General features: G+C 65.6%; 17 protein-coding genes. 14 read left to right on the forward strand and 3 right to left on the reverse strand.

Annotated elements, in window-relative coordinates:
* Positions 1 to 63: 63 nt before the first annotated feature.
* From IWX78_RS03195 to IWX78_RS03215, 5 genes are read left to right on the forward strand one after another with little or no spacing between them, the layout of a single operon-like run.
* Complete coding sequence (locus IWX78_RS03195) at positions 64 to 1,704, forward strand: ABC transporter substrate-binding protein (RefSeq protein WP_196831918.1); 1,641 nt, start codon at positions 64 to 66, stop codon at positions 1,702 to 1,704.
* Positions 1,682 to 2,719 (forward strand): ABC transporter permease, encoded by a 1,038-nt coding sequence (locus tag IWX78_RS03200; protein ID WP_196831919.1) that lies wholly within the window; start codon positions 1,682 to 1,684, stop codon positions 2,717 to 2,719. Before IWX78_RS03195 ends, IWX78_RS03200 begins: the two co-directional genes overlap by 23 nt.
* Positions 2,716 to 3,579 (forward strand): ABC transporter permease, encoded by an 864-nt coding sequence (locus tag IWX78_RS03205; protein WP_196831920.1) that lies wholly within the window; start codon positions 2,716 to 2,718, stop codon positions 3,577 to 3,579. Before IWX78_RS03200 ends, IWX78_RS03205 begins: the two co-directional genes overlap by 4 nt.
* Positions 3,576 to 5,267: a dipeptide ABC transporter ATP-binding protein gene (locus IWX78_RS03210; RefSeq protein ID WP_196831921.1), complete on the forward strand. Its 1,692-nt coding sequence runs from the start codon at positions 3,576 to 3,578 to the stop codon at positions 5,265 to 5,267. The genes IWX78_RS03205 and IWX78_RS03210 overlap by 4 nt, the downstream gene beginning before the upstream one ends.
* Positions 5,268 to 5,280: 13 nt before the next feature.
* Entirely contained in the window at positions 5,281 to 6,678 is a 1,398-nt protein-coding gene (locus tag IWX78_RS03215; RefSeq protein WP_196831922.1) for an LLM class flavin-dependent oxidoreductase, read from the forward strand.
* A gap of 106 nt (positions 6,679 to 6,784) precedes the next feature.
* Here the strand turns inward: IWX78_RS03215 and IWX78_RS03220 are convergent, their stop codons facing one another.
* Both IWX78_RS03220 and IWX78_RS03225 read right to left on the reverse strand, forming a co-directional pair.
* Positions 6,785 to 7,726: a DUF308 domain-containing protein gene (locus IWX78_RS03220; protein ID WP_196831923.1), complete on the reverse strand. Its 942-nt coding sequence runs from the start codon at positions 7,724 to 7,726 to the stop codon at positions 6,785 to 6,787.
* A gap of 128 nt (positions 7,727 to 7,854) precedes the next feature.
* Positions 7,855 to 8,571, reverse strand: a complete 717-nt coding sequence (locus IWX78_RS03225) for a CPBP family intramembrane glutamic endopeptidase (protein ID WP_196831924.1) — start codon at positions 8,569 to 8,571, stop codon at positions 7,855 to 7,857.
* A 51-nt stretch (positions 8,572 to 8,622) separates the two neighbouring features.
* On the opposite strand from IWX78_RS03225, the gene IWX78_RS03230 reads away from it, so the two are divergent.
* The 8 genes from IWX78_RS03230 to IWX78_RS03265 all read left to right on the forward strand — a co-directional run bounded on the left by IWX78_RS03230 (position 8,623) and on the right by IWX78_RS03265 (position 17,522).
* The gene (locus IWX78_RS03230; RefSeq protein WP_196831925.1) at positions 8,623 to 9,210 is read left to right on the forward strand and encodes a TetR/AcrR family transcriptional regulator; all 588 of its coding nucleotides are present in this window, start codon (positions 8,623 to 8,625) and stop codon (positions 9,208 to 9,210) included.
* A gap of 126 nt (positions 9,211 to 9,336) precedes the next feature.
* Positions 9,337 to 10,305: a 5-dehydro-2-deoxygluconokinase gene (gene iolC, locus IWX78_RS03235; protein WP_196831926.1), complete on the forward strand. Its 969-nt coding sequence runs from the start codon at positions 9,337 to 9,339 to the stop codon at positions 10,303 to 10,305.
* Positions 10,292 to 11,224, forward strand: coding sequence for a Cgl0159 family (beta/alpha)8-fold protein (locus IWX78_RS03240; RefSeq protein WP_196831928.1), 933 nt, complete (start codon positions 10,292 to 10,294; stop codon positions 11,222 to 11,224). Before iolC ends, IWX78_RS03240 begins: the two co-directional genes overlap by 14 nt.
* Before the next feature lie 29 nt (positions 11,225 to 11,253).
* Positions 11,254 to 12,765 carry a CoA-acylating methylmalonate-semialdehyde dehydrogenase gene (locus IWX78_RS03245; protein WP_196831930.1) on the forward strand — a complete coding sequence of 504 codons (1,512 nt, stop codon included), beginning with the start codon at positions 11,254 to 11,256 and terminating at the stop codon, positions 12,763 to 12,765.
* Between the two features lie 29 nt (positions 12,766 to 12,794).
* Positions 12,795 to 13,724, forward strand: coding sequence for a 5-deoxy-glucuronate isomerase (gene iolB / locus IWX78_RS03250; RefSeq protein ID WP_334684526.1), 930 nt, complete (start codon positions 12,795 to 12,797; stop codon positions 13,722 to 13,724).
* A gap of 11 nt (positions 13,725 to 13,735) precedes the next feature.
* Entirely contained in the window at positions 13,736 to 15,619 is a 1,884-nt protein-coding gene (gene iolD, locus IWX78_RS03255) for a 3D-(3,5/4)-trihydroxycyclohexane-1,2-dione acylhydrolase (decyclizing) (protein ID WP_196832113.1), read from the forward strand.
* 29 nt (positions 15,620 to 15,648) lie between these two features.
* Positions 15,649 to 16,662 carry a Gfo/Idh/MocA family protein gene (locus tag IWX78_RS03260; protein WP_196831933.1) on the forward strand — a complete coding sequence of 338 codons (1,014 nt, stop codon included), beginning with the start codon at positions 15,649 to 15,651 and terminating at the stop codon, positions 16,660 to 16,662.
* Positions 16,659 to 17,522, forward strand: a complete 864-nt coding sequence (locus IWX78_RS03265; protein ID WP_196831935.1) for a TIM barrel protein — start codon at positions 16,659 to 16,661, stop codon at positions 17,520 to 17,522. Before IWX78_RS03260 ends, IWX78_RS03265 begins: the two co-directional genes overlap by 4 nt.
* A gap of 33 nt (positions 17,523 to 17,555) precedes the next feature.
* Here IWX78_RS03265 and IWX78_RS03270 read toward each other — a convergent pair whose 3' ends face one another.
* Positions 17,556 to 18,317 carry a GntR family transcriptional regulator gene (locus tag IWX78_RS03270; RefSeq protein ID WP_196831937.1) on the reverse strand — a complete coding sequence of 254 codons (762 nt, stop codon included), beginning with the start codon at positions 18,315 to 18,317 and terminating at the stop codon, positions 17,556 to 17,558.
* A gap of 320 nt (positions 18,318 to 18,637) precedes the next feature.
* Between IWX78_RS03270 and IWX78_RS03275 the strand changes: the two genes are divergently transcribed.
* Complete coding sequence (locus tag IWX78_RS03275) at positions 18,638 to 19,936, forward strand: ABC transporter substrate-binding protein (protein ID WP_196831939.1); 1,299 nt, start codon at positions 18,638 to 18,640, stop codon at positions 19,934 to 19,936.
* Positions 19,937 to 19,938 lie beyond the last annotated feature (2 nt).

Below are 19,938 nucleotides of genomic sequence, written 5' to 3' on the forward strand. Positions count from 1 at the left end.
CGGTGATCGCCGCGATTCCGCAGATTCGGCGCCTTTTCCCTGTCACACGAGAGCTGTTTTCGCATGTTACGAAACCCCGCAAAGCTTCTGTCCGTCGCCGCAGCAGGCGTGCTCGCCACGATGGCACTGACCGCATGCGCCGGCGGCGCGAGCGGTCCAGCCGACGATGCCAAGCGGGTCGACGGCGGCACCATCGAGTACGCCCACCAGCAGGAGCCGGCGTGCGTCTTCGGCGGCTGGATCGAGCAGGCGTACCTCAGCTACCAGGTGCTCGACAACCTCACCTCCCTCGACGAAGACGGCACAGTGGTGCCGTGGCTCGCCGACGAGTGGAGCGCATCAGACGACGGACTCACCTGGACCTTCACCCTCAAGGACGACGTCGAGTTCACCGACGGCACTCCGCTCACCGCCGAGGCCGTCGCCTACAACTTCGACTACTGGCTCGAGGGCGGCAATTCCACGGCACAGGTCTGGCTCGAGGGCTACTACGAGTCTGCTGAAGCGATCGACGAGCAGACCCTCGCCGTGCACCTGACCGCCCCGTACCCGCGCCTCGCCGACAACCTCTCGCAGAGCTACTTCGCCATCCAGTCGAAGGAAGCGCTCGAGACCCGCACGGACGAGGAGAACTGCGAGGCCCCGATCGGCTCAGGCGCCTTCGTCGTGAAGGAATGGAACCGCGGCGAGAACATCGTGCTCACCCGCAACGACGATTACACTTCGTGGCCAGCGAACGCGAAGCACGAGGGCCCGGCCAACGTCGAGCAGATCAACTGGCGTTTCGTCGCCGACGGAACCACCCGCACCTCGGCACTCCGCGCAGACGAGGTCGACGCGCTCTACGACGTTCCGGCAATCGAATGGGCCGGTCTCGAGTCCGAAGGCTTCGAGCTCGCCAAGTATGTGACACCAGGCCGTCCCCAGCAGTTGAGCTTCAACACCGTCGAGGGTCCGTTCGTCGACGAGAACGTGCGCAAGGCCTTCGCGTACAGCCTCGACCGCGAAACCCTCGTCGAGACCATCGGCAAGGGCGTCATCCCCTACGAGGGCAACGGCGGCGTCAGCCAGTCGACTCCTGGCTACAGCCAGAAAGCGGCGGATGCCTACAGTTACGACATCGATCAGGCCAACGATCTGCTCGACGCCGCCGGCTGGACCGAAACGGATGCTGACGGGTACCGCACGAAAGACGGCGAGACGCTCGACGTCGTGCTGCCGTACGGCGCCGGGACGATCGTCAACGCCGAGGGAGCATCCATCCTGCAGGGTGTGCAGGAGCAGGCGAAGGAAGCCGGCTTCAAGGTCGAACTCATCCCCGTTCCGCAGAGCGAGTTCTTCGCCGGTGCGTATTCGACGCCGGAGGAACGCGACATCGCCGCAGGCTACTGGACCGCGGTGACCGCCGGCATCCTGCACATCAATTGGCGCCAGAACCTGCCGGAGAGCCCGAACTTCAACAACTCGGCGTTCTACAACGACCCGGTGCTCGAGGACCTCATCCTCGCCGCCAACTCCGAGCCTGACATCGACAAGCAGAACGGGCTCTACGCCGAAGCCCAGGAGTACATCGCCGACCACGCGCTGGCGATCGGTCTCTACGACCGCCTGTCGAGCCTCGCCGTGTCGCCGTACCTCAAGGGCGTGTGGCAGGAGAACGCACAGGGAGGACCGGTGTTCCATGACGCTTACTTCGTCGAATAAGCCCGTGGCGGATGCCGCGACCACCGCGGCCGCTGACGCTCAGGCGTCGGCGGCCAGGCGGGCATCGCGCAACCGGCTCCTCGCCCGTCGTATCGGCGAGAAACTCGTTGGTGCGGTGATCGTGTTGTGGGGCGCCGCGACTGCCGCGTTCCTCGCCCAGGCGGCACTGCCGGGGGATCGGGCCACCGTCATCCTCAACACCCGCGCCGGGCAGGCCATTCAGCGCACTCCGGAGGAACTCGCGCAGATCAACGAGCAGTACGGTCTGCTCAACCCGCTCGTCGTGCAGTACTTCGATTACATTCGGGCCCTGCTCACCGGCAACCTCGGAATGTCATACCAGCAGTACCGCCCGGTGGCCACGATCATTCTCGAGCAGATCGGCCCGACACTCGTCCTGACCCTCACAGCCATCGGGCTGTCGTGGCTGATCATGGTCGTCTGGATCATCCTCACCGCCGGGCGTGGGCCGAAGCTCAGCTCGTTCGGCGCCATCGTCGACACGACCACAGCCGGACTCCCGCACTACTGGCTCGCCATCCTGCTGCTGCTCGTCTTCTCGCTGAGCCTCGGCTGGTTCCCGGTGATCAGCGGCTCGAGCCCGGCCGGGCTCCTTCTCCCGGCACTCACCCTCGCCATCCCACTCGCCGGGTTCATGAGCCAGGCCACCCGCACCGAGTTCGAGAACTCGCTCGAGCAGCCATTCGTTCTCACCGCACGGATGCGTGGAATGAGCGATCTCGGAGTGCGGCTGCACCACGTGCTACGGCATTCGGTGCTGCCCGCCGTGACCCTCTCAGGCTGGGCACTCGGCGCCACCATCTCCGGAGCCGTCGTCGTCGAAACGGTCTTCTCCCGGGCCGGGATCGGCCGGGTGCTCGTCACCGCGGTCTCTACCCAGGATCTCCCCATCGTCACCGGGGTGGTCGTGCTCATCGCCGCCCTCTACGTCGTCGCGAACCTGATCGTCGACCTCGTGTACGTGCTCATCGACCCGAGGTTGAAGAACTCATGACCCTGCAACAGAAAGTTCCCGTCACTCCGCCGGCCGCGCGGTCACGCAAAAAATCTGTGGTGCCGTGGGGGCTGGGCACCGCCCTGGCCGCCCTGCTCTTCTTCGTGGTCGCGTTGATCGCACCGCAGGTGCTCGCCACCCACGACCCCTACGCGCTCGACCTTGCGAACTCACTTCAGCCGCCGTCGCTGGCGCACTGGTTCGGCACCGACGAGTCGGGCCGTGACCTCTACAGTCGCGTCATCTGGGGCACCCGCGAATCGCTGCTCATCGGCATCGGAGCGACCGCGGCGAGCCTCACCATTGCGCTGATCCTCGGCTCGCTCGCGGCTCTCGCCGGCAAGTACGTTGCGGGAACTGTGAACCGGGTCATCGAGGTGCTCTTCGCCTTCCCGACTCTGCTGCTCGCGCTTCTCCTCGTCGCCGTGATCGGACCATCCGCGTTCTCTCAGGTCTTCGCCGTCGGCGTGGGCACGTCTCCCGGCTACGCCCGGATGATCCGCGGACAGATCCTCACCGCGAAGAACTCCGGTTACGTCGAAGCCGCGACGGCTCTCGGTCACAGTCGCGGTCGCATCCTTCGTTCCCACATCATCCCGAATGCCATCCGGCCGCTCGTGGCGATCATCGCGCTGTCGGTCGGCCAATCGATCGTGTGGGCATCGAGCCTCGCGTTCCTCGGCCTCGGCGTGGCACCGCCGTCGCCGGAGTGGGGCGCCCTGCTCGACGCCGGCCGTCTCTACATCACGCAGGCGCCGTGGCTCACCGTCATCCCCGGCCTCGTCATCGTGGCCCTGGCGATCGCGGCGACCACCCTCGGTAAGCACATCCAGGCTTCACTCGAGAAGGGCGAAAAATGACCGACCTGCTCACAAACAACCGAACGGATGCCACCGGTTCAGTGCACACGGACGCGCCACGCCTGTCCGTCCACAACCTGAACGTCGGCTTCACCCGCGGCGGCGAGTTCCACGAGGTCGTTCGAGGTGTTTCCTTCGACCTTCACGGCGGCCAGTGCATCGCGATCGTCGGTGAATCGGGTTCGGGCAAGAGCGTCACCGCGCGCTCGATCGTGGGGCTGACCGGCCGGAACGCCACCGTCGACTCGTCGAGGATCAGTCTCGACGGTGAAGACCTCACCTCGGTGGGGGCGAAGCGTTGGCGTGAGATCCGCGGGCGCCGGATCGGCTTCATCCTTCAGGATGCTCTCGTCTCGCTCGACCCGCTCCGCCCGGTCGGCAAGGAGATCGAAGAGGCGCTCAAGCTGCACGGCTGGGGCGATCGGGCGAGCCGCAAACGCAAGGTGATCGAACTGCTCGACTCGGTCGGCGTTCCCCTCCCCGCGTTGCGTGCGCGGCAACGTCCCGACGAGCTCTCCGGTGGTCTTCGCCAGCGTGCGCTCATCGCATCCGCTCTCGCCCTCGACCCCGAGATCATCGTCGCAGACGAACCGACGACAGCCCTCGATGTCACCGTGCAGGCGCAGGTGCTCTCTCTTCTCACCGACACGAAGAGGCGCGGCGTCTCGATCATCCTCATCAGCCACGACCTGTCAGTGGTGGCGCACCTCGCCGATCACATCCTCGTGATGAAGGGCGGCGTTGTCGTCGAGAGCGGGTCCGCCCAGCAGGTTCTCACCGCTCCGGAACACGAGTACACGAAGAGCCTCATCGGGGCTGTGCCAGGCGAACACACTCGCGGGCGACGGCTCGGACCCCAACTCGACATCGTCGCCACAGCACACCCGGCGCGTTTCGCTGAGGAGTTCGCCGACTATACCGGACCTGTGCTCGAGGCGAAGAACCTCGTGAAACGATTCCGGTCGCCGGACGGCAGCCTCTCGACGGCGGTGAACGACGTGTCGTTCGAGCTCGAGCAGGGCACGACGCTCGGCATCGTCGGCGAGTCCGGATCGGGCAAGAGCACGACCGCGCGCATCGCCCTTGCACTGACGGATGCCGACGAAGGGTCGGTCACTCTGCTCGGCCGTGAGTGGTCGTCGATCCGCGAGTCCTCGCGGCGCTCGCTCCGCAAACGCATCTCGGTGGTCTACCAGGACCCGCTGAGTTCGTTCGATCCGCGCTGGAACACCGAGCGCATCCTGCTCGATGCCGTCACCGACGAAGAGCCGCGCAGCACCGCAGAGAAGAAGACGCGGGTGCGGGAACTGATCCGGCAGGTGGGGCTGACGGATGACATCCTGCCGCGCTTTCCGCTGCAGCTCTCGGGCGGGCAGCGGCAGCGGGTGGCGATCGCCCGGGCGCTGGCGCCGTCGCCGTCGGTGATCGTGCTCGACGAGGCCGTCTCGGCGCTCGACGTCTCGATCCAGGCGCAGATCCTCGACCTGCTCGTCGAACTGCAGAAGCAGATCGGCCTGAGCTACCTGTTCATCTCCCACGACCTGGGAGTGATCAGCCACATCAGCGACCGGGTGCTCGTCATGAAGGACGGCGCCGTGGTCGAACGCGGAACCGCCGACGACGTCTTCAATCGCCCGCAGCATCCGTACACGCAGCAGCTCGTCTCGTCATTGCCCACTCTCGACTGATCGGAAGATCACCATGCCCACGCCCCTTCACTTCAACGCGTTCGTGATGAACACCGGTTCGCACATCCATCACGGACAGTGGCGCCGACCTGATGCGCAGCAGACCGAGTTCAACGACGTGCAGACCTGGATCCACCTGGCGAAGCTGCTCGAGGAGGCGAAGTTCGATGCGATGTTCTTCGCCGACGTCAGCGGGCTGTACGGGGATTCGGATGCCGACTTCGACGTCTACGCGCGCGAGGGATTGCAGATTCCCAGCAACGACCCGACCGTGCTGCTCAGCGCCCTGGCCGTGAACACCGAGCACATCGGTCTCGCACTGACGTCGAATGTCGTTCAGAGCCATCCGTTCCACTTCGCGCGCCAGGTGTCGACCCTCGACCACATCTCGAACGGCCGGATCGCCTGGAACGTCGTCACGGGCATGCAGAACAACGGCGCGCGCAACTTCGGGCAGTCGCAGCTCACCGACCACACCGAACGCTACGAGTGGGCCGAGGAGTACGTCGACGTGACCTACAAACTGTGGGAGGGGTCGTGGGACGAGGGCGCTCTGCTCAAGGACAAGAAAGGGTCGTCGTTCTCGGATCCGTCGAAGATCCACAAGATCCACCACAGGGGCAAGCGGTACAGCGTGGAGGGCCCGCACCTTCCGTCGCCGTCACCGCAGCGAACCCCGGTGCTCTACCAGGCCGGCTCGTCGGCATCCGGTCGGGGATTCGCCGCCCGGAATGCTGAGGCCGTGTTCATTATCGCGCCGAGTCCGGCCGTCGCCGCCGAACAGATCGCCGAGACGCGGGCTCTCGCCGTCTCGTACGGTCGCAATGCTGACGACATCAAGTTCTTCCAGGGGCTGAGCTTCGTGATCGGCGACACCGAGGAAGAGGCACGGGCCAAGGCTGTCGAGTACGAAAAGTACGTGAGCGTCGACGGGTATCTCGCCCACATGGCCGTCGTCGACAAGGACGGGCGGGTGTACGACCCGTCGACTCCGCTGAAGGATGTCGACACGAACGGCGCTCGCGGATTCCTCGAGTGGACGTCGCGATACATCACCGACCGGGAGCCGGTCGTCGGTGACCTCGGGATCCTGCAGGCGAGGAACACGCGGCTGGTCGGAACCCCCGAGTCGATCGCCGACCAGATCGAGGTCTGGCAGGCCGCGGGGGTCGACGGCATCAACGTCATCAACTGGGTGATCCCCGGATCGTTCGAGGAGTTCGCCGACCGGGTGCTCCCGGTGCTGCGTGAGCGAGGGCTCGCGCAATCGTCGTATGCGGATGGCCCGTTGAGGCAGAAGCTGTTCGGGTCGCCGCGACTCAACGAGCGGCATCCGGCGGCCCGATACCGGGGGGCGTTCGCGGCGGATGCTGCGCCGCAGGTCGTCGAAGAGCAGCTGGCTGGGGCGTAGAGCGCGGGCGGAACCGAGCGCGGTTGTTCAAGGGACACAAATGGTCGTCGAACGACGCGATCGACGACCATTTGTGTCCGATGACGCGCCGTGCGGCGCTGGGTGACTACTCGGCGGCGAAGAAGAACGTGTCGCCGAGGAAGAGCGGCTCAACCGTCCAGGAGCCCGCCGCGGCATCCGCTGTGGGGATGGCGATGACGATGTTTCCCGTACCGCTCGCGTCGGGGTAGAGCTCGTTGATCTCCATGAACGTCGGCGACGGAGCGACGGCGAGCGCATCGGACTGGGTGTGGGTCGTGCCCGCGGCAGAAACGTAGGTGATCTGCAGGTCGATCCAGGGTGTACCGGTCTCCGTGCCGGTGTACGTCACCGTCACGGGCAGAAGTGCGTACTGGAAGCCCTCCGGCGGCGCCTCGGTGAACTGGTTCTCGGCGAGGATGACATCCGTTGCGTCGAGCGTCGGGGCGCCGAGCGTCACCTCGTAGGTCGGTGCGCCCGCTGTCGTGATCTCGACGGTGGTGCCGATCGGTGCCGGGTTCTCGCGCGTGCCGACCTCAGCGGATGCCTCGGTCTCGGCTTCGTCAGCTTCTTCGGCCGGTGCTGCGTCGTCGGTTTCCTGGATGCTCGACTGAGGAAGCGCCTCATCGACGGCTGCCACGAAGCCGGCCGTGTAGGCAAAGGCGAGGACGATCGACAGGATGAGTGCGACGGCGGAGACGATCAGGCCGGCGACCCCGGCCTTCTTCGGCTTGTTCTTGCGCGTGATCGCGATGATGCCCAGAATGATGCCGACCACGGCGAGGAAGCCGGAAACGTAGTTGACAAAGGGGATGAAAGCGCCGATGAACGCGAAGATTCCGACGATCAGGGCTGCGATGCCCAGACCGTTTCCCGGCCTGGCCGGCGGCGTCGGCGGGAACTGGTTCGACGGCGGGTACGCGCCGGGAGGGCCGTACGGCGACGGCTCGGATCCGTATCCCGGCGGCGGGGTTACCGGTGGCGAAGATGGGACTGACTGGGGGGTGTATGGCTGCTGTGAATCGGACATCCTTCGATTCTGTCGGTCGTCGATCGAGTTTCCAGCCCCTCAACTGGGGTTTGGGCACCCCACCTTCGGGGAGCCGCGGATGCCCGCCTTTACCCAGGAACCTCTCTGCTGATCTGGAGTTCGCGATGTCAGCTGGTCGCGCTGATGTGGTGGGCGATGGTCGGGATGAGGATCGGGAGGTTGACGCACAGGTGAAGGAGCATGCAGGCAGGCAGGTTCCGGGTCTTTGCATAGAGGACGTAGATGGCGATCGTTCCGACGCCTGCTGTCCACAGCCATTGAGGACCGAAAAACACGAGGTGCGGCGAGACGAACAGCGGGACGGTCACCGCGTAGGCGATCCAGCGTCGCCCGGTCAGTTCGCTGAGGCGCTCGATCGGGTACCCCCGATACAGGATCTCCTCGAATACGGCCGCCGAAACGATGATCCCGAGGACTGCTGCGAGGGGCAGAGAGGTGATGGTCTCCGTGCCCGGGTCAGGAGCAGGTGGGAAGAACGTGATGATGATCCACTGCCATGCCATGTACGCGCCGAACAGGTAGAGAGCCCATTCCACGTCCTTTGCGCATGGCTTCCGCAGGCCGATGGACGACAGTGGGCGGCGTTCGACGAGGAACATGTAGCCCACGAGGCTGACGGCCGCGAGCACGTTCCAGAAGATCGATGACGCAGGACCCGCCATCCCGAGGTCGATACCGAGTATGTCGCGCAACCTCGGCAGCCACATGGGCGAGTAAGCGATGGCGATACCCCCCAGCGCGATCACTCCGAGCATCCGGGATCGCCGAGCGACCGAACCGCCGGGCCGACGACTTCGGGCATGGGAACCGTGCTCATCGTTCATAGAGCACCCACTCTAGAGCAAGTGCTCTAGTAAAGCACTAGGCTGGGTGCCATGTCCCGTCCAGTCGATCGCGAGAAATACGAGTCGAAGCGCTCGGCCATTGTCAGAGCAGCCTCAGGACAGTTCGCGACGCATGGCTACCAGCGGTCGACCACCGCAGGGATATGTCGCGAAGCGGGCATCTCTTCGGGCACGTTCTTCCACTACTTCGGGAGCAAGCTCGAGGCGCTCGTTGCTGTTCTCGAATCGGGATGTGAGGATCTTCGAACCCACCTGACGAACACAGAGCAGGCGGCATCGGGGCTCGCGGCGGTGATGAGCTACGCGACCGCCGTCGCAGCCGAGATGGGAGAGGATTCTTACCCCATCTTCGTCGCCGGCCTCGCAGGAGTTGAGTCAGAACCGCGGGTCGCAGCAGCTCTCGAGACAGAGTCGGGTCTGGTGACCGAGTTTCTCGCCCGGAACGTCGAGACGGGTCAACAGCGCGGAGAAATTCGTGAGGACGTTCCGGCGCTCGAACTCACCAGGTGGGTGTCGTGGCTCCTTGACGGTGCTTCTCAGGCAGCTGCGATGGGCGAGTCGCCGCAGGCGTCTCAGGTCCATGGTGGCGTTCGCGCCATTCTCGAGTCTTCGCGCTAAGGCCTTAGGCCGGAGGCCGACGAGCTCGGCGCCGGTAGCAATCCGTCGGATCATCCATGTAGCATTGTCCTAACATTAACTCCAATGTCGGGGGTGGACCCGCTGGAAGGATTCGGTTCGGGACCCATGAATGAGCACCAAGCACGTCAGGATCTGATCGCGATCGGTCGCGTCGGCGTCGATCTCTATCCGCTGCAGGACGGTGTCGGACTCGAGGATGTGGACACGTTCGGCAAGTACCTCGGGGGAAGTGCCGCCAACGTCACCGTGGCCGCCGCCAGGCACGGACGTTCGGCCGCACTGATCTCCGCCGTGGGAGACGACCCGTTCGGCCGCTACGTCCGACGCGAACTGGACAGGCTTGGCGTCAGCAACCGGTATGTCGCCGTGAACGACGAGTTCCCCACTCCGGTGACCTTCTGCGAGATCTTTCCTCCAGACGATTTTCCGCTGTACTTCTACCGCAAGCCCAAGGCCCCCGATCTGACCATTACGTCGGAATCACTCGACCTGGATGCCATCCGCGACGCGACCATCTACTGGTCGACGGTCACCGGTCTCTCCGAGGAACCCAGCCGCAGCGCGCATCACTCCGCGTGGGCCGCTCGCGCCCGACGCCCGCTGACGATCCTCGACCTCGACTACCGACCCATGTTCTGGGCGTCGGTCGAGGACGCCCGCGAGCAGGTCTCGCTGGCGCTGGACCAGGTGACTGTCGCAGTGGGCAACCGTGAAGAGTGTGAGGTCGCCGTCGGCGAGAGCGACCCGCACCGGGCCGCTGACGCGCTGCTGGACCGCGGGCTCGACCTGGCGATCGTGAAACAGGGGCCAAAGGGCGTGCTGGCCAAGACCCGCGACCAGTCCGTCGAAGTTCCGCCGTTCCCCATCGATGTCATCAACGGCCTGGGGGCAGGCGACGGCTTCGGCGGCGCCCTGTGCCACGGCCTCGTCGAGGGCTGGGACCTGGAACGCATCCTGAGCTTCGCCAACGCCGCCGGTGCTCTCGTCGCATCACGCCGCGAGTGCTCCACAGCAATGCCGACGACCGCCGAGGTCGAACACCTACTGCAGGGAACCACCAATGTCACAGCTTAGAGACGGGCGCCTTCTCACGGCGGGCCAGTTCGAGGCGTTGCGCGACACCAGGGCGCATCGACCGGAAGACGTGCGCATCGCGCTCCGCAACCGCCGGCGCCGGGACTCGCTCCTCGCCGAAGACGGACGCCTCTTCATCATCGCGGCCGACCACCCGGCGCGGGGAGCCCTCGGAGTGCGCAGCGACCAGATGGCCATGGCCGACCGCTATGACCTGCTCGACCGGCTCGCGCTCGCCCTGTCCCGCCCCGGCGTCGACGGGCTGCTCGCCACCCCGGACATCGTCGACGACCTCGCCACGCTCGGGGTGCTCGACGACAAGATCGTCGTCGGGTCGATGAACCGCGGCGGGCTGAGCGGCGCGAGCTTCGAGATGGACGACCGTTTCACCGCCTATGACATCGACGCGATCAAACGCGACGGCCTCGACTTCGCCAAGACGCTGTTGCGCATCGATCTCGAGGATGCCGGTTCGGTCGCCACGATCGAATCCACCGCGCGGGCGGTCGATGAGGCAGCGCTCGCCAAGGTGCCGATCATGCTCGAGCCGTTCCTCAGCGCCAGACGCGACGGCCGCGTTCTCAACGACCTCAGCCCGCAGGCCGTCATCCGGTCGGTTTCGGTGGCATCCGGGTTGGGCAACTCATCTGCGTACACCTGGATGAAACTGCCGGTCGTCGACGAGATGGAACGCGTGATGGCGTCGACCACCATGCCGACCCTGCTGCTCGGCGGCGACCCGCAAGGCGCACCGGATGCGACATTCACCAGGTGGCAGCATGCGCTCGCCCTTCCCGGGGTGCGCGGACTCGTCGTCGGACGCACCCTCGTGTACCCGCAGGACGGCGACGTTGCATCCGCGGTCGACCAGGCTGCCCAGCTCGTGCACGGCCGCGCCCTCTCCCCCGCTCTTCAGTGATCCAGAACCGAAACGAAAGAACAGCTCAGATGACGAACACCTCCAACTCAAGCCTGCCCGTCGTTCCGCACTGGATCGCTGGTGCAGAACACCTCGGTTCGAACGAGCGCACCGCGCCCGTCTTCGACCCAGCGCTCGGCGCGGTCACGAAAAAGGTGTCGCTCGCGAACGCCGCCACGATCGACGCCGCCGTCGCCTCGGCCAAGGCCGCATACCCGGCCTGGCGCGACCTGTCACTGACCCGGCGCCAGGCGGTGCTCTTCAGGTTCCGCGAGTTGCTCGACTCACGCAAGGGCGAACTGGCCGAGATCATCACGGCAGAGCACGGCAAGGTGCTCTCCGATGCCCTCGGCGAGATCAGCCGTGGCCAGGAGGTCGTCGAGTTCGCGACCGGCCTCGCGCACCACCTCAAGGGCGAGTACTCCGAGCAGGTCTCGACCGGCATCGACGTCTACTCCCTGCGCCAGCCCCTCGGTGTCGTCGGCATCATCAGCCCGTTCAACTTTCCGGCCATGGTGCCGATGTGGTTCTTCCCCATAGCCATCGCCGCCGGTAACACCGTCATCCTCAAACCGAGCGAGAAGGACCCGTCTGCGGCTCTCTGGCTCGCCGAGCTGTGGAAGGAAGCCGGACTCCCAGATGGTGTCTTCACCGTGCTGCACGGCGACAAGGAGGCCGTCGACGGCCTCCTCACCCACCCGGATGTGAAGGCCATTTCCTTCGTCGGATCGACCCCGATCGCCCGCTACGTCTACGAGACGGGAACCTCACACGGCAAGCGCGTCCAGGCACTCGGTGGGGCCAAGAACCACATGCTCGTGCTCCCGGACGCCGACCTCGACCTCGTCGCAGACAGCGCCATCAACGCCGGTTTCGGGTCAGCCGGTGAGCGGTGCATGGCCATCTCGGTCGTGGTCGCCGTCGAACCGGTCGCCGACCCGCTGATCGAGAAGATCACCGAACGGATGTCGGCACTCACCATCGGCGACGGTCGCCGCTCCTGCGACATGGGACCGCTCATCACCGAGCAGCACCGCGACAAGGTGGCGTCGTACATCGAAATCGCACAGGCCGACGGGGCGACGATCGTCGTCGACGGCCGGGGTATCACGGTGGACGGGAATGAGAACGGATTCTGGCTCGGCCCAACGCTGCTCGACAACGTGCCGACGACATCGAAGGCATACACAGAGGAGATCTTCGGTCCGGTCCTCGCGGTCGTGCGGGTGCCCAGCTACGACGCGGGTGTCGAGCTGATCAACTCCGGCGCCTTCGGCAACGGAACCGCGATCTTCACCAACGACGGTGGTGCCGCACGCCGGTTCCAGAACGAGATCGAGGTCGGCATGATCGGCATCAACGTTCCGATCCCCGTTCCGGTCGCCACCTTCAGCTTCGGCGGCTGGAAGGACTCCCTGTTCGGCGACACCAAGGCGCACGGAGCAGAGGGAGTTCGCTTCTTCACCCAGCAGAAGGCGGTCACGTCGCGCTGGCTCGACCCGAGCCATGGTGGAATCAACCTCGGGTTCCCCCAGAACTAGAGCACGGTACGAGACCGATGGAGGCTGGCGTGCAGGAACGCAATGAGTGGTTCTTTACGAGAGGTGCGCTCTCTCGCGACGGCTGGGAGTCCGTGGTCGACGACACACTTCCTGGCTGGACCCACACGGGGATCCGGGTGGCTGAGCTCGCTGCCGGTGACGAGCGCCTGCTCAGCGAGCCCGGTGTCGAGCGCCTGATCGTTCCGCTCGCCGGGTCGTTCACCGTCAGCCACTCGACGACGGCCGACGCGCCTGAGATCGTCACCGAACTCGAAGGCAGGGCATCGGTGTTCGATGGCCCCACCGATGTTCTCTACCTCCCGGTCGACTCGCGAGCCGTCCTCAGCGGTGTCGGGCGGGTCGCCGTCGCAGAAGCACCGGCCACCGTAGCCAAGCCGGCTCGACACATCCGTCGACCCGAGGTCCCGGTCGAGCTGCGCGGGGCCGGTCGGTCCAGTCGCCAGGTGCACAACTTCGGGACCCCTCAGGCCCTCGACGCCGACCGGTTCATCGTGTGCGAGGTCATCACCCCCGCCGAGAACTGGTCGTCGTACCCGCCGCACAAACACGACACGCTCGTCGCAGGCGAGGAGTCACGGCTCGAGGAGATCTACTACTTCGAGACCGCGGTCTCACGCGGACTGCAGGCACCCGAGTCCGCCGACCCCTTCGGCTATCTGCGGGCTTACTCGTCGGATGCCGGCGCGATCGACACGCTCGCCGAGGTTCGCACAGGAGACATCGGCCTGGTTCCGCACGGCTGGCACGGCCCGTGCGCCGCAGCGCCCGGGTACGACCTCTACTATCTCAACGTGATGGCCGGTCCGGATCCCGAGCGGGTCTGGAGCATCTCGGACGACCCCGCCCACGGCTGGGTCCGCGACACCTGGGAGGGGCAGGAGTTCGATGCCCGGCTTCCGTACGAACGAACCGAACCCGCACCGGGAGGACTGCAGTGACCACGAAGCGCATGACAGTGAGCCAGGCGCTCATCGAGTTTCTCGCCCACCAGTGGACCGTCGACGGCGACCACCGTGAACGCACCATCGCCGGAACCTTCGGGATCTTCGGCCACGGCAACGTCGCCGGGGTCGGGCAGGCGCTCAAGCAGCTGAACACGCAGGAGCCCGGCCTGATGCCGTATTACCAGGCCCGAAACGAACAGGCCATGGTGCACCAGTCCGTCGGCTACGCCCGCATGCGCCGCCGTCTCGGAACGATGGCCAGCGCGGCATCCGTCGGGCCCGGCGCCACCAACATGCTCACCGGCGCTGCCCTCGCGACGACCAACCGTCTGCCTGCCCTGCTACTGCCGAGCGACACGTTCGCGACCCGCGTCGCAGACCCGGTGCTGCAACAACTCGAGCTCCCGCACGACATCGGTCTCACCGTGAACGATGCATTCCGCCCGCTCTCGCGCTTCTTCGATCGCGTTCAGCGGCCCGAGCAGCTCTACTCGGTCGCCCTCTCGGCGATGCGGGTACTCACGGACCCCGCTGAAACCGGTGCGGTGACGATCTCCCTGCCCGAAGATGTTCAGGCCGAAGCGCTCGACGTCCCCCTCGAGTTCCTCGCCGACCGCGAATGGCACCTGCGCCGCCCGCTCCCGGAACGCGGGGCACTCGATCGCGCGATGGCAGCGATCCTCGGCGCGAAGGCTCCGCTCATCGTGGCCGGAGGCGGCGTTCTGTATTCCGCCGCAGAAGACAAGCTCCGTCTGTTAGCGGAACTCACCGGCATCCCGGTCGCAACGACCCAGGCCGGAGGGGGCGCGATGCCCTGGGATCACGCCCAGTACCTGGGTGGAGTCGGAGCGACAGGAACAACAGCGGCCAACCATGCGGCCGAGCAGGCCGACCTGATCATCGGAATCGGCACCCGCTACAGCGACTTCACCACCGCGAGCCGCACGGCGTTCCAGAACCCGGATGTGCGTTTCGTCAACGTCAACGTCGCCCCGTTCGATGCCTACAAGCACGGCAGTGCGCTACCGGTGGTCGCTGACGCCCGCGAGACGATCGACGCCATGGCCGCCGCGCTCGGTCGCCACCGCATCTCGGACGGATACGCCGACCAGCTGCGCCGCTGGTCATCCGAATGGGATGCCGTCGTCGACACCGCCCTGCACCCAACAGGACGCGAGCTTCCTGGGCAGTCCGAGATCATCGGAGCGGTGCACGCCGCAAGCGACCCGCGCGATGTGGTCGTACAGGCTGCGGGATCGCTCCCGGGTGACCTGCACAAACTCTGGCGGGTGCGGGATGCCCTCGGCTATCACGTCGAGTACGCATACTCATGCATGGGGTACGAAATCCCCGGTGGGATGGGTGTTCGCCGTGCGGCTCCCGACCGCGACGTTCTCGTGATGGTGGGCGACGGCTCGTATCTGATGATGCACAGCGAACTCGTCACCGCTGTGGCCGAGGGGCTCAAGATCATCGTTGTGCTCATCCAGAACCACGGCTTCGCGTCGATCGGGCACCTGTCCGAAACCGTCGGCTCCGAACGATTCGGAACGAAATACCGCTCATACGACCCCGACACGCAGAGCTTCGATGGGCACACCGTCCTCCCGATCGACCTCGCCGCCAACGCCCGCAGCTACGGCATCGACGTTCTCGATGTGGAACCGGGGCCGGATGTCACTGGTCGACTGTTCGACGCCGTCACCCGCGCGAAGGCATCACCCACCACCACGGTGATCCATGTGCAGTCCGACCCACTGCTCTACGGTCCTGACGGAGCCGGCTGGTGGGATGTTCCTGTCGCCGAAGTGTCCGAACTCGACAGCACCCAGGCGGCTCGATCCGTCTATGTCGAGCAGCGGGCCAAACAACGCCCCCTCCTCGGCTGACCCTCGTCGCTCCACCCAGAAAGGCACCCATGCTTACCTTCGCCCTCATCGGCGCCGGCCGGATCGGCAACGTCCATGCCGCCAACGTCGCCGGCCACCCCGGCGCACGACTCGGCGTCGTCGTCGACCCGGTCCCCGGTGCAGCCGATCGACTCGCCGAGCCGTTCGGTGCCCGGTCGTCGACAGACATCGCGGATGCTTTCGCTGACGGCATCGATGCGGTCATCGTCGGTTCGCCCACCCCGTTCCACGTCGAGCACATCCTCGCTGCTGTTGCGGCGGGCAAAGCCGTGCTCGTCGAGAAGCCGGTGGACCTCAGCCTCGCACGTGTCGACGAGTGCATCGCCAGCGTGGGCGCAGCTGGCAACCGGGTCATGGTCGGATTCAACCGGCGCTTCGATCCCGGCGTTAACGAACTGATCGAGCGGGCCAGAAACGGTGAGGTCGGGCCGGTGCGTCAGCTCACCATCATCAGCCGCGACCCCGCCGGGCCGCCCCTGTCGTACATCGCCCAGTCCGGTGGCATCTTCCGTGACATGGCGATCCACGACCTCGACCTGGCGCGCGCTGTGCTCGGCGACTTCGTCGAGGTCGAAGCGTTCGGCCAGCGCTCGGACCCCGCCCTCGAAGAGTTCGGCGACTTCGACGGAGCGGTCACGACCCTCCGGACGGCTGACGGAGCGATCGCGACCATCGTGAACTCCCGCTTCTGCGCAACCGGCTACGACCAGCGGCTCGAGGCATTCGGACCACTGGGTTCGCTCGAGACCGCGAACCACCGCGAGACCTCTGTCGTGTTCAACTCCCAGGCGGGCTCGACGAGCCGCCAGTTCCAGAACTTCTTCCTCACCAGATACGCCGCCGCGTACCGAGCGGAGCTCGATCACTTCATCACGTCGATCACGGCCGGGACTACTCCTCTTCCCGGCCTCGCCGACGGGCGCGCCGCACTCCTGCTGGCCGATGCAGCGACCGCGAGCGCCACCCAGGGAGCTCGAGTCGCCATCGATGTCGCGACCGTCGGGGCGGGGGCACGCTCATGAGGATCGCCGGAGCTCCGATCAGCTGGGGCGTGTGCGAGGTGCCTGACTGGGGCGTCCAGCTGGCACCAGACCGCGTTCTGCGCGAAATGCGCGAGCTGGGACTCGGTGCCACCGAGTTCGGCCCGCAGGGCTGGCTTCCCGAGGAGCCGCTCGAACGCAGCGCGATGCTGCGCGAGGCCGGTCTGCAGGCGGTCGGAGCATTCGTTCCCGTGCTGCTGCACGACCCCGACCATGACCCGGTTCCCGGAGTCAGCCGAGAGCTCGACGCCTTCGAAGCGGCCGGCGGCGACACCCTCGTTCTTGCCGCAGCGACAGGTTCTGACGGATATGACGCCCGCCCCACGCTCACAGATGAGCAGTGGCAGACACTGTTCACCAATCTCGATCGCCTGGTCGACCTCGCGGTGAGCCGTGGCATCCGCCCCACCCTCCACCCCCACGTCGGAACCCTCGTCGAGACCCGCGACGATGTGTCTCGTGTTCTCGCCGGCTCGAAGGTTCCGCTGTGCCTCGACACCGGGCACCTTCTCATCGGCGGTACCGACCCGGTGGAGCTGGCGCGTGAGCACCCCGAGCGCATCACCCACGTGCACGCCAAGGACGTGTCGAAGGCGATTGCCGAGCGGGTGCGGTCGGGCGAGATCTCCTACACGGATGCCGTGAGACAGGGCATCTACGTGCCGCTCGGTACCGGAGATGTCGACTTCGCGACGATCGTCGACGTGCTCACCCAGGCCGGCTACGACGGCTGGTACGTGCTCGAGCAGGACACCATCCTGACCGAGCAGCCGGCAGAGGACGGCGGCCCGATCGGCGACGTCGCGACATCGATGAGCTACCTGCGGTCGCTGGCGAACTGACGGCGGTCGCCACCGCTCACCCGACTGGGAGGATCAGCGGTCGACGAGGGTGATCTCGAACGAGTAGAGATCGGGGCGGTAGCAGTGCCGCCCGAATTCGACGGCCCGGCCAGAGTTGTCGAATGCCGTGCGATTCATCGTCAGCACCGCCGAGCGCTCCGGCATGTCGAGCAGACGGGCCTCCTCCGCAGTCGCCTGGCGGGCGCCGATGGTCTGCTTGGCGACACGCATGTTGACACCCTTGCTGCGCAGGATCTTGTAGAGGCCGTGGCGGGTGAGGCTGTCGGTGTCGATGTTCGCGAACGGCTCCGGGAGCGTGTTCTCGAGCAGCGCCAGCGGAACTCCGTCGGCGAGTCGCAGGCGACGGATGAAGAGGGTCGGGCTACCGACCTCGATGCCGAGGAGCTCAGCGGCGGCTTCGTCGGCGACGCGCTTCTCAGCCGAGAGCAACTGGGTCTGCGGCGACTGGCCACTCCGCTCGAGGTCTTCGAACAGGCTCGTGAATTCGACGTTGCGAGTGACCCGGCCATGGACCACCTGGGTTCCCACCCCGCGGCGACGGACGAGAAGACCCTTGTCGACGAGTTCCTGGATGGCCCGACGAATTGTCGGGCGTGACAGGCCCAAGCGCTCACCGAGCGCGACCTCGTTCTCGAGACGCGAGCCCGGCGGGAGTGTTCCGTCGGTGATTGCGCGTTCGAGGCTCGAGGCCACCTGATAGTAGAGCGGTATCGGCCCCGACCTGTCGATGTCGAGGAACAGCTCTTCTGGCAGCGCCTGTTCCGCTTGAGCCACATTTCCCCCTTGAATCGGCTGGACCGTATGTAACAACAATATTACAGTTCGGGCGGAACTGTGAGAATGGATCCAGCCCCGTACGGGGTATCTCCGGCGTAATCCCACGACATTCCGGCCCTCTCCCGGCCCAACCGTCACATCCGTTGTTTTAGGCTATGGAGAACGCTTTCCCAAATCGCTTGCGATTCGAGAGAAGGCCTTGTAATAATGTTAGGACGTATAGACGTTTCGAGGATGAGCAGTCTTCCTCACGACGGACCGTGCGCCCTATCCAGCAGTCATGATGATTGCCGGTTCCGCTTCAGGAGGACTCAAAGATGAAAAAACTCCCAGGTCACAACGGTCGAGTGCGGCGCGCGTCAGCGCTGGTCATCGGTGCCGCAACGATCGTCAGCCTCGCCGGGTGCTCCGGCGCAGACGCAGGAAGCGCTGACGAGCTCACGCTGTGGATCTCGTCAAGCGCCGAGCAGCAGGCCGGTTACGACAAGCTCGTCGAGATGTACGAGGAAGAGACCGGCGTCGCGGTCGAGGTCGTCAACCTGCCGTACGACGGCTACGCCACGAAGTTGCGGAGCGCCGCCCAGGCAAACTCGCTGCCGGACATCGCGAGTGTTCCCGCTCTCGACCCCATCTGGACCGATGCTCTTGTCGACCTCGACGGGATCGCCTCGAACCCCGACTACAACATCGACGAGAGCGTTGTCGCGAAGGATGACGACGGCAAGGTCCTCACCATCCCGACCGACGTCACGGCATCCGGCATGTTCATCAACAAGTCACTCTTCGACGAGGCCGGTGTGTCGTTCCCCACCGACCCGAACGAAACCTGGACGTGGGACGAGTTCCTCGACGCGACAGACCAGGTTCGTGAAGCCACGAGCGCTGAGTACAACCTCACATTCGACGCCTCACCGTCTCGCCTGCGCGCACTGCAGTACCAGATGGGCGGCAACGCCATCCAGGCCAACGACGAGGGAGTCTTCTCCACCAACGATGAGACCGTCGGAATCTACGAGTACTTCAAGGAAATGAACGACGACGTCACCATGCCGAAGTCGGTCTGGACCAGCGGCGCAGACCCCAACGCTCTGTTCAAGAGCGGACAGGTCGCCGCGTACTACTCCGGTGTCTGGCAGATCGCCGACTTCGCAAGCACGATCACTGACTTCGAGTGGGCAGCGGTGCCGTCGCCGGCGCAGCCGGTGCACGCAACCGACCTCAACTTCGGTGGACTCGCCGTCGCCTTCGAGAACTCGGATGCCAGCGGTGAAGCCGCATACGACTTCCTCGACTGGATGTACACGCCCGAGAACTACACGGTGCTCGTCGAGACCAACGGATTCCTCCCTGTGGAGACCGGGCTCGACGTGACCTACCCGTTCGAGTCCGAGACAGCGATCGCCGGCTTCGAGCTCTACAACCAGGAGATCGAGCTGGCCGACCCCATCTCGAGCTCGTTCGGCGTCGCGCAGATCGGCTGGGCGCTCAACGACAAGTCGCTCTCTGAAGACCCGACCGTCACCCAGATGGGCGCCTTCATCAACGACCAGCAGGATGCTGAGACGACGCTGGAGAACATCCTCGCCGGATACAACGATCAGGTCGGAGGCGAGTAACA

It is taken from the genome of Mycetocola sp. CAN_C7 (assembly GCF_015752285.1).
Classification (GTDB): Bacteria; Actinomycetota; Actinomycetes; order Actinomycetales; family Microbacteriaceae; genus Mycetocola_A.

Excerpts from the sequence above, each read along its gene's own strand:
- IWX78_RS03245 (WP_196831930.1), top strand. The coding sequence starts at position 11,254 with ATGACGAACACCTCCAACTCAAGCCTGCCCGTCGTTCCGCACTGGATC.
- IWX78_RS03275 (WP_196831939.1), top strand. The coding sequence starts at position 18,638 with ATGAAAAAACTCCCAGGTCACAACGGTCGAGTGCGGCGCGCGTCAGCG.
- IWX78_RS03220 (WP_196831923.1), bottom strand. The coding sequence starts at position 7,726 with ATGTCCGATTCACAGCAGCCATACACCCCCCAGTCAGTCCCATCTTCG.
- IWX78_RS03260 (WP_196831933.1), top strand. The coding sequence starts at position 15,649 with ATGCTTACCTTCGCCCTCATCGGCGCCGGCCGGATCGGCAACGTCCAT.
- iolD (WP_196832113.1), top strand. The coding sequence starts at position 13,736 with ATGACAGTGAGCCAGGCGCTCATCGAGTTTCTCGCCCACCAGTGGACC.
- IWX78_RS03205 (WP_196831920.1), top strand. The coding sequence starts at position 2,716 with ATGACCCTGCAACAGAAAGTTCCCGTCACTCCGCCGGCCGCGCGGTCA.
- IWX78_RS03230 (WP_196831925.1), top strand. The coding sequence starts at position 8,623 with ATGTCCCGTCCAGTCGATCGCGAGAAATACGAGTCGAAGCGCTCGGCC.
- IWX78_RS03240 (WP_196831928.1), top strand. The coding sequence starts at position 10,292 with ATGTCACAGCTTAGAGACGGGCGCCTTCTCACGGCGGGCCAGTTCGAG.
- IWX78_RS03215 (WP_196831922.1), top strand. The coding sequence starts at position 5,281 with ATGCCCACGCCCCTTCACTTCAACGCGTTCGTGATGAACACCGGTTCG.
- IWX78_RS03210 (WP_196831921.1), top strand. The coding sequence starts at position 3,576 with ATGACCGACCTGCTCACAAACAACCGAACGGATGCCACCGGTTCAGTG.
- IWX78_RS03200 (WP_196831919.1), top strand. The coding sequence starts at position 1,682 with ATGACGCTTACTTCGTCGAATAAGCCCGTGGCGGATGCCGCGACCACC.
- IWX78_RS03225 (WP_196831924.1), bottom strand. The coding sequence starts at position 8,571 with ATGAACGATGAGCACGGTTCCCATGCCCGAAGTCGTCGGCCCGGCGGT.
- iolC (WP_196831926.1), top strand. The coding sequence starts at position 9,337 with ATGAATGAGCACCAAGCACGTCAGGATCTGATCGCGATCGGTCGCGTC.
- IWX78_RS03265 (WP_196831935.1), top strand. The coding sequence starts at position 16,659 with ATGAGGATCGCCGGAGCTCCGATCAGCTGGGGCGTGTGCGAGGTGCCT.
- IWX78_RS03195 (WP_196831918.1), top strand. The coding sequence starts at position 64 with ATGTTACGAAACCCCGCAAAGCTTCTGTCCGTCGCCGCAGCAGGCGTG.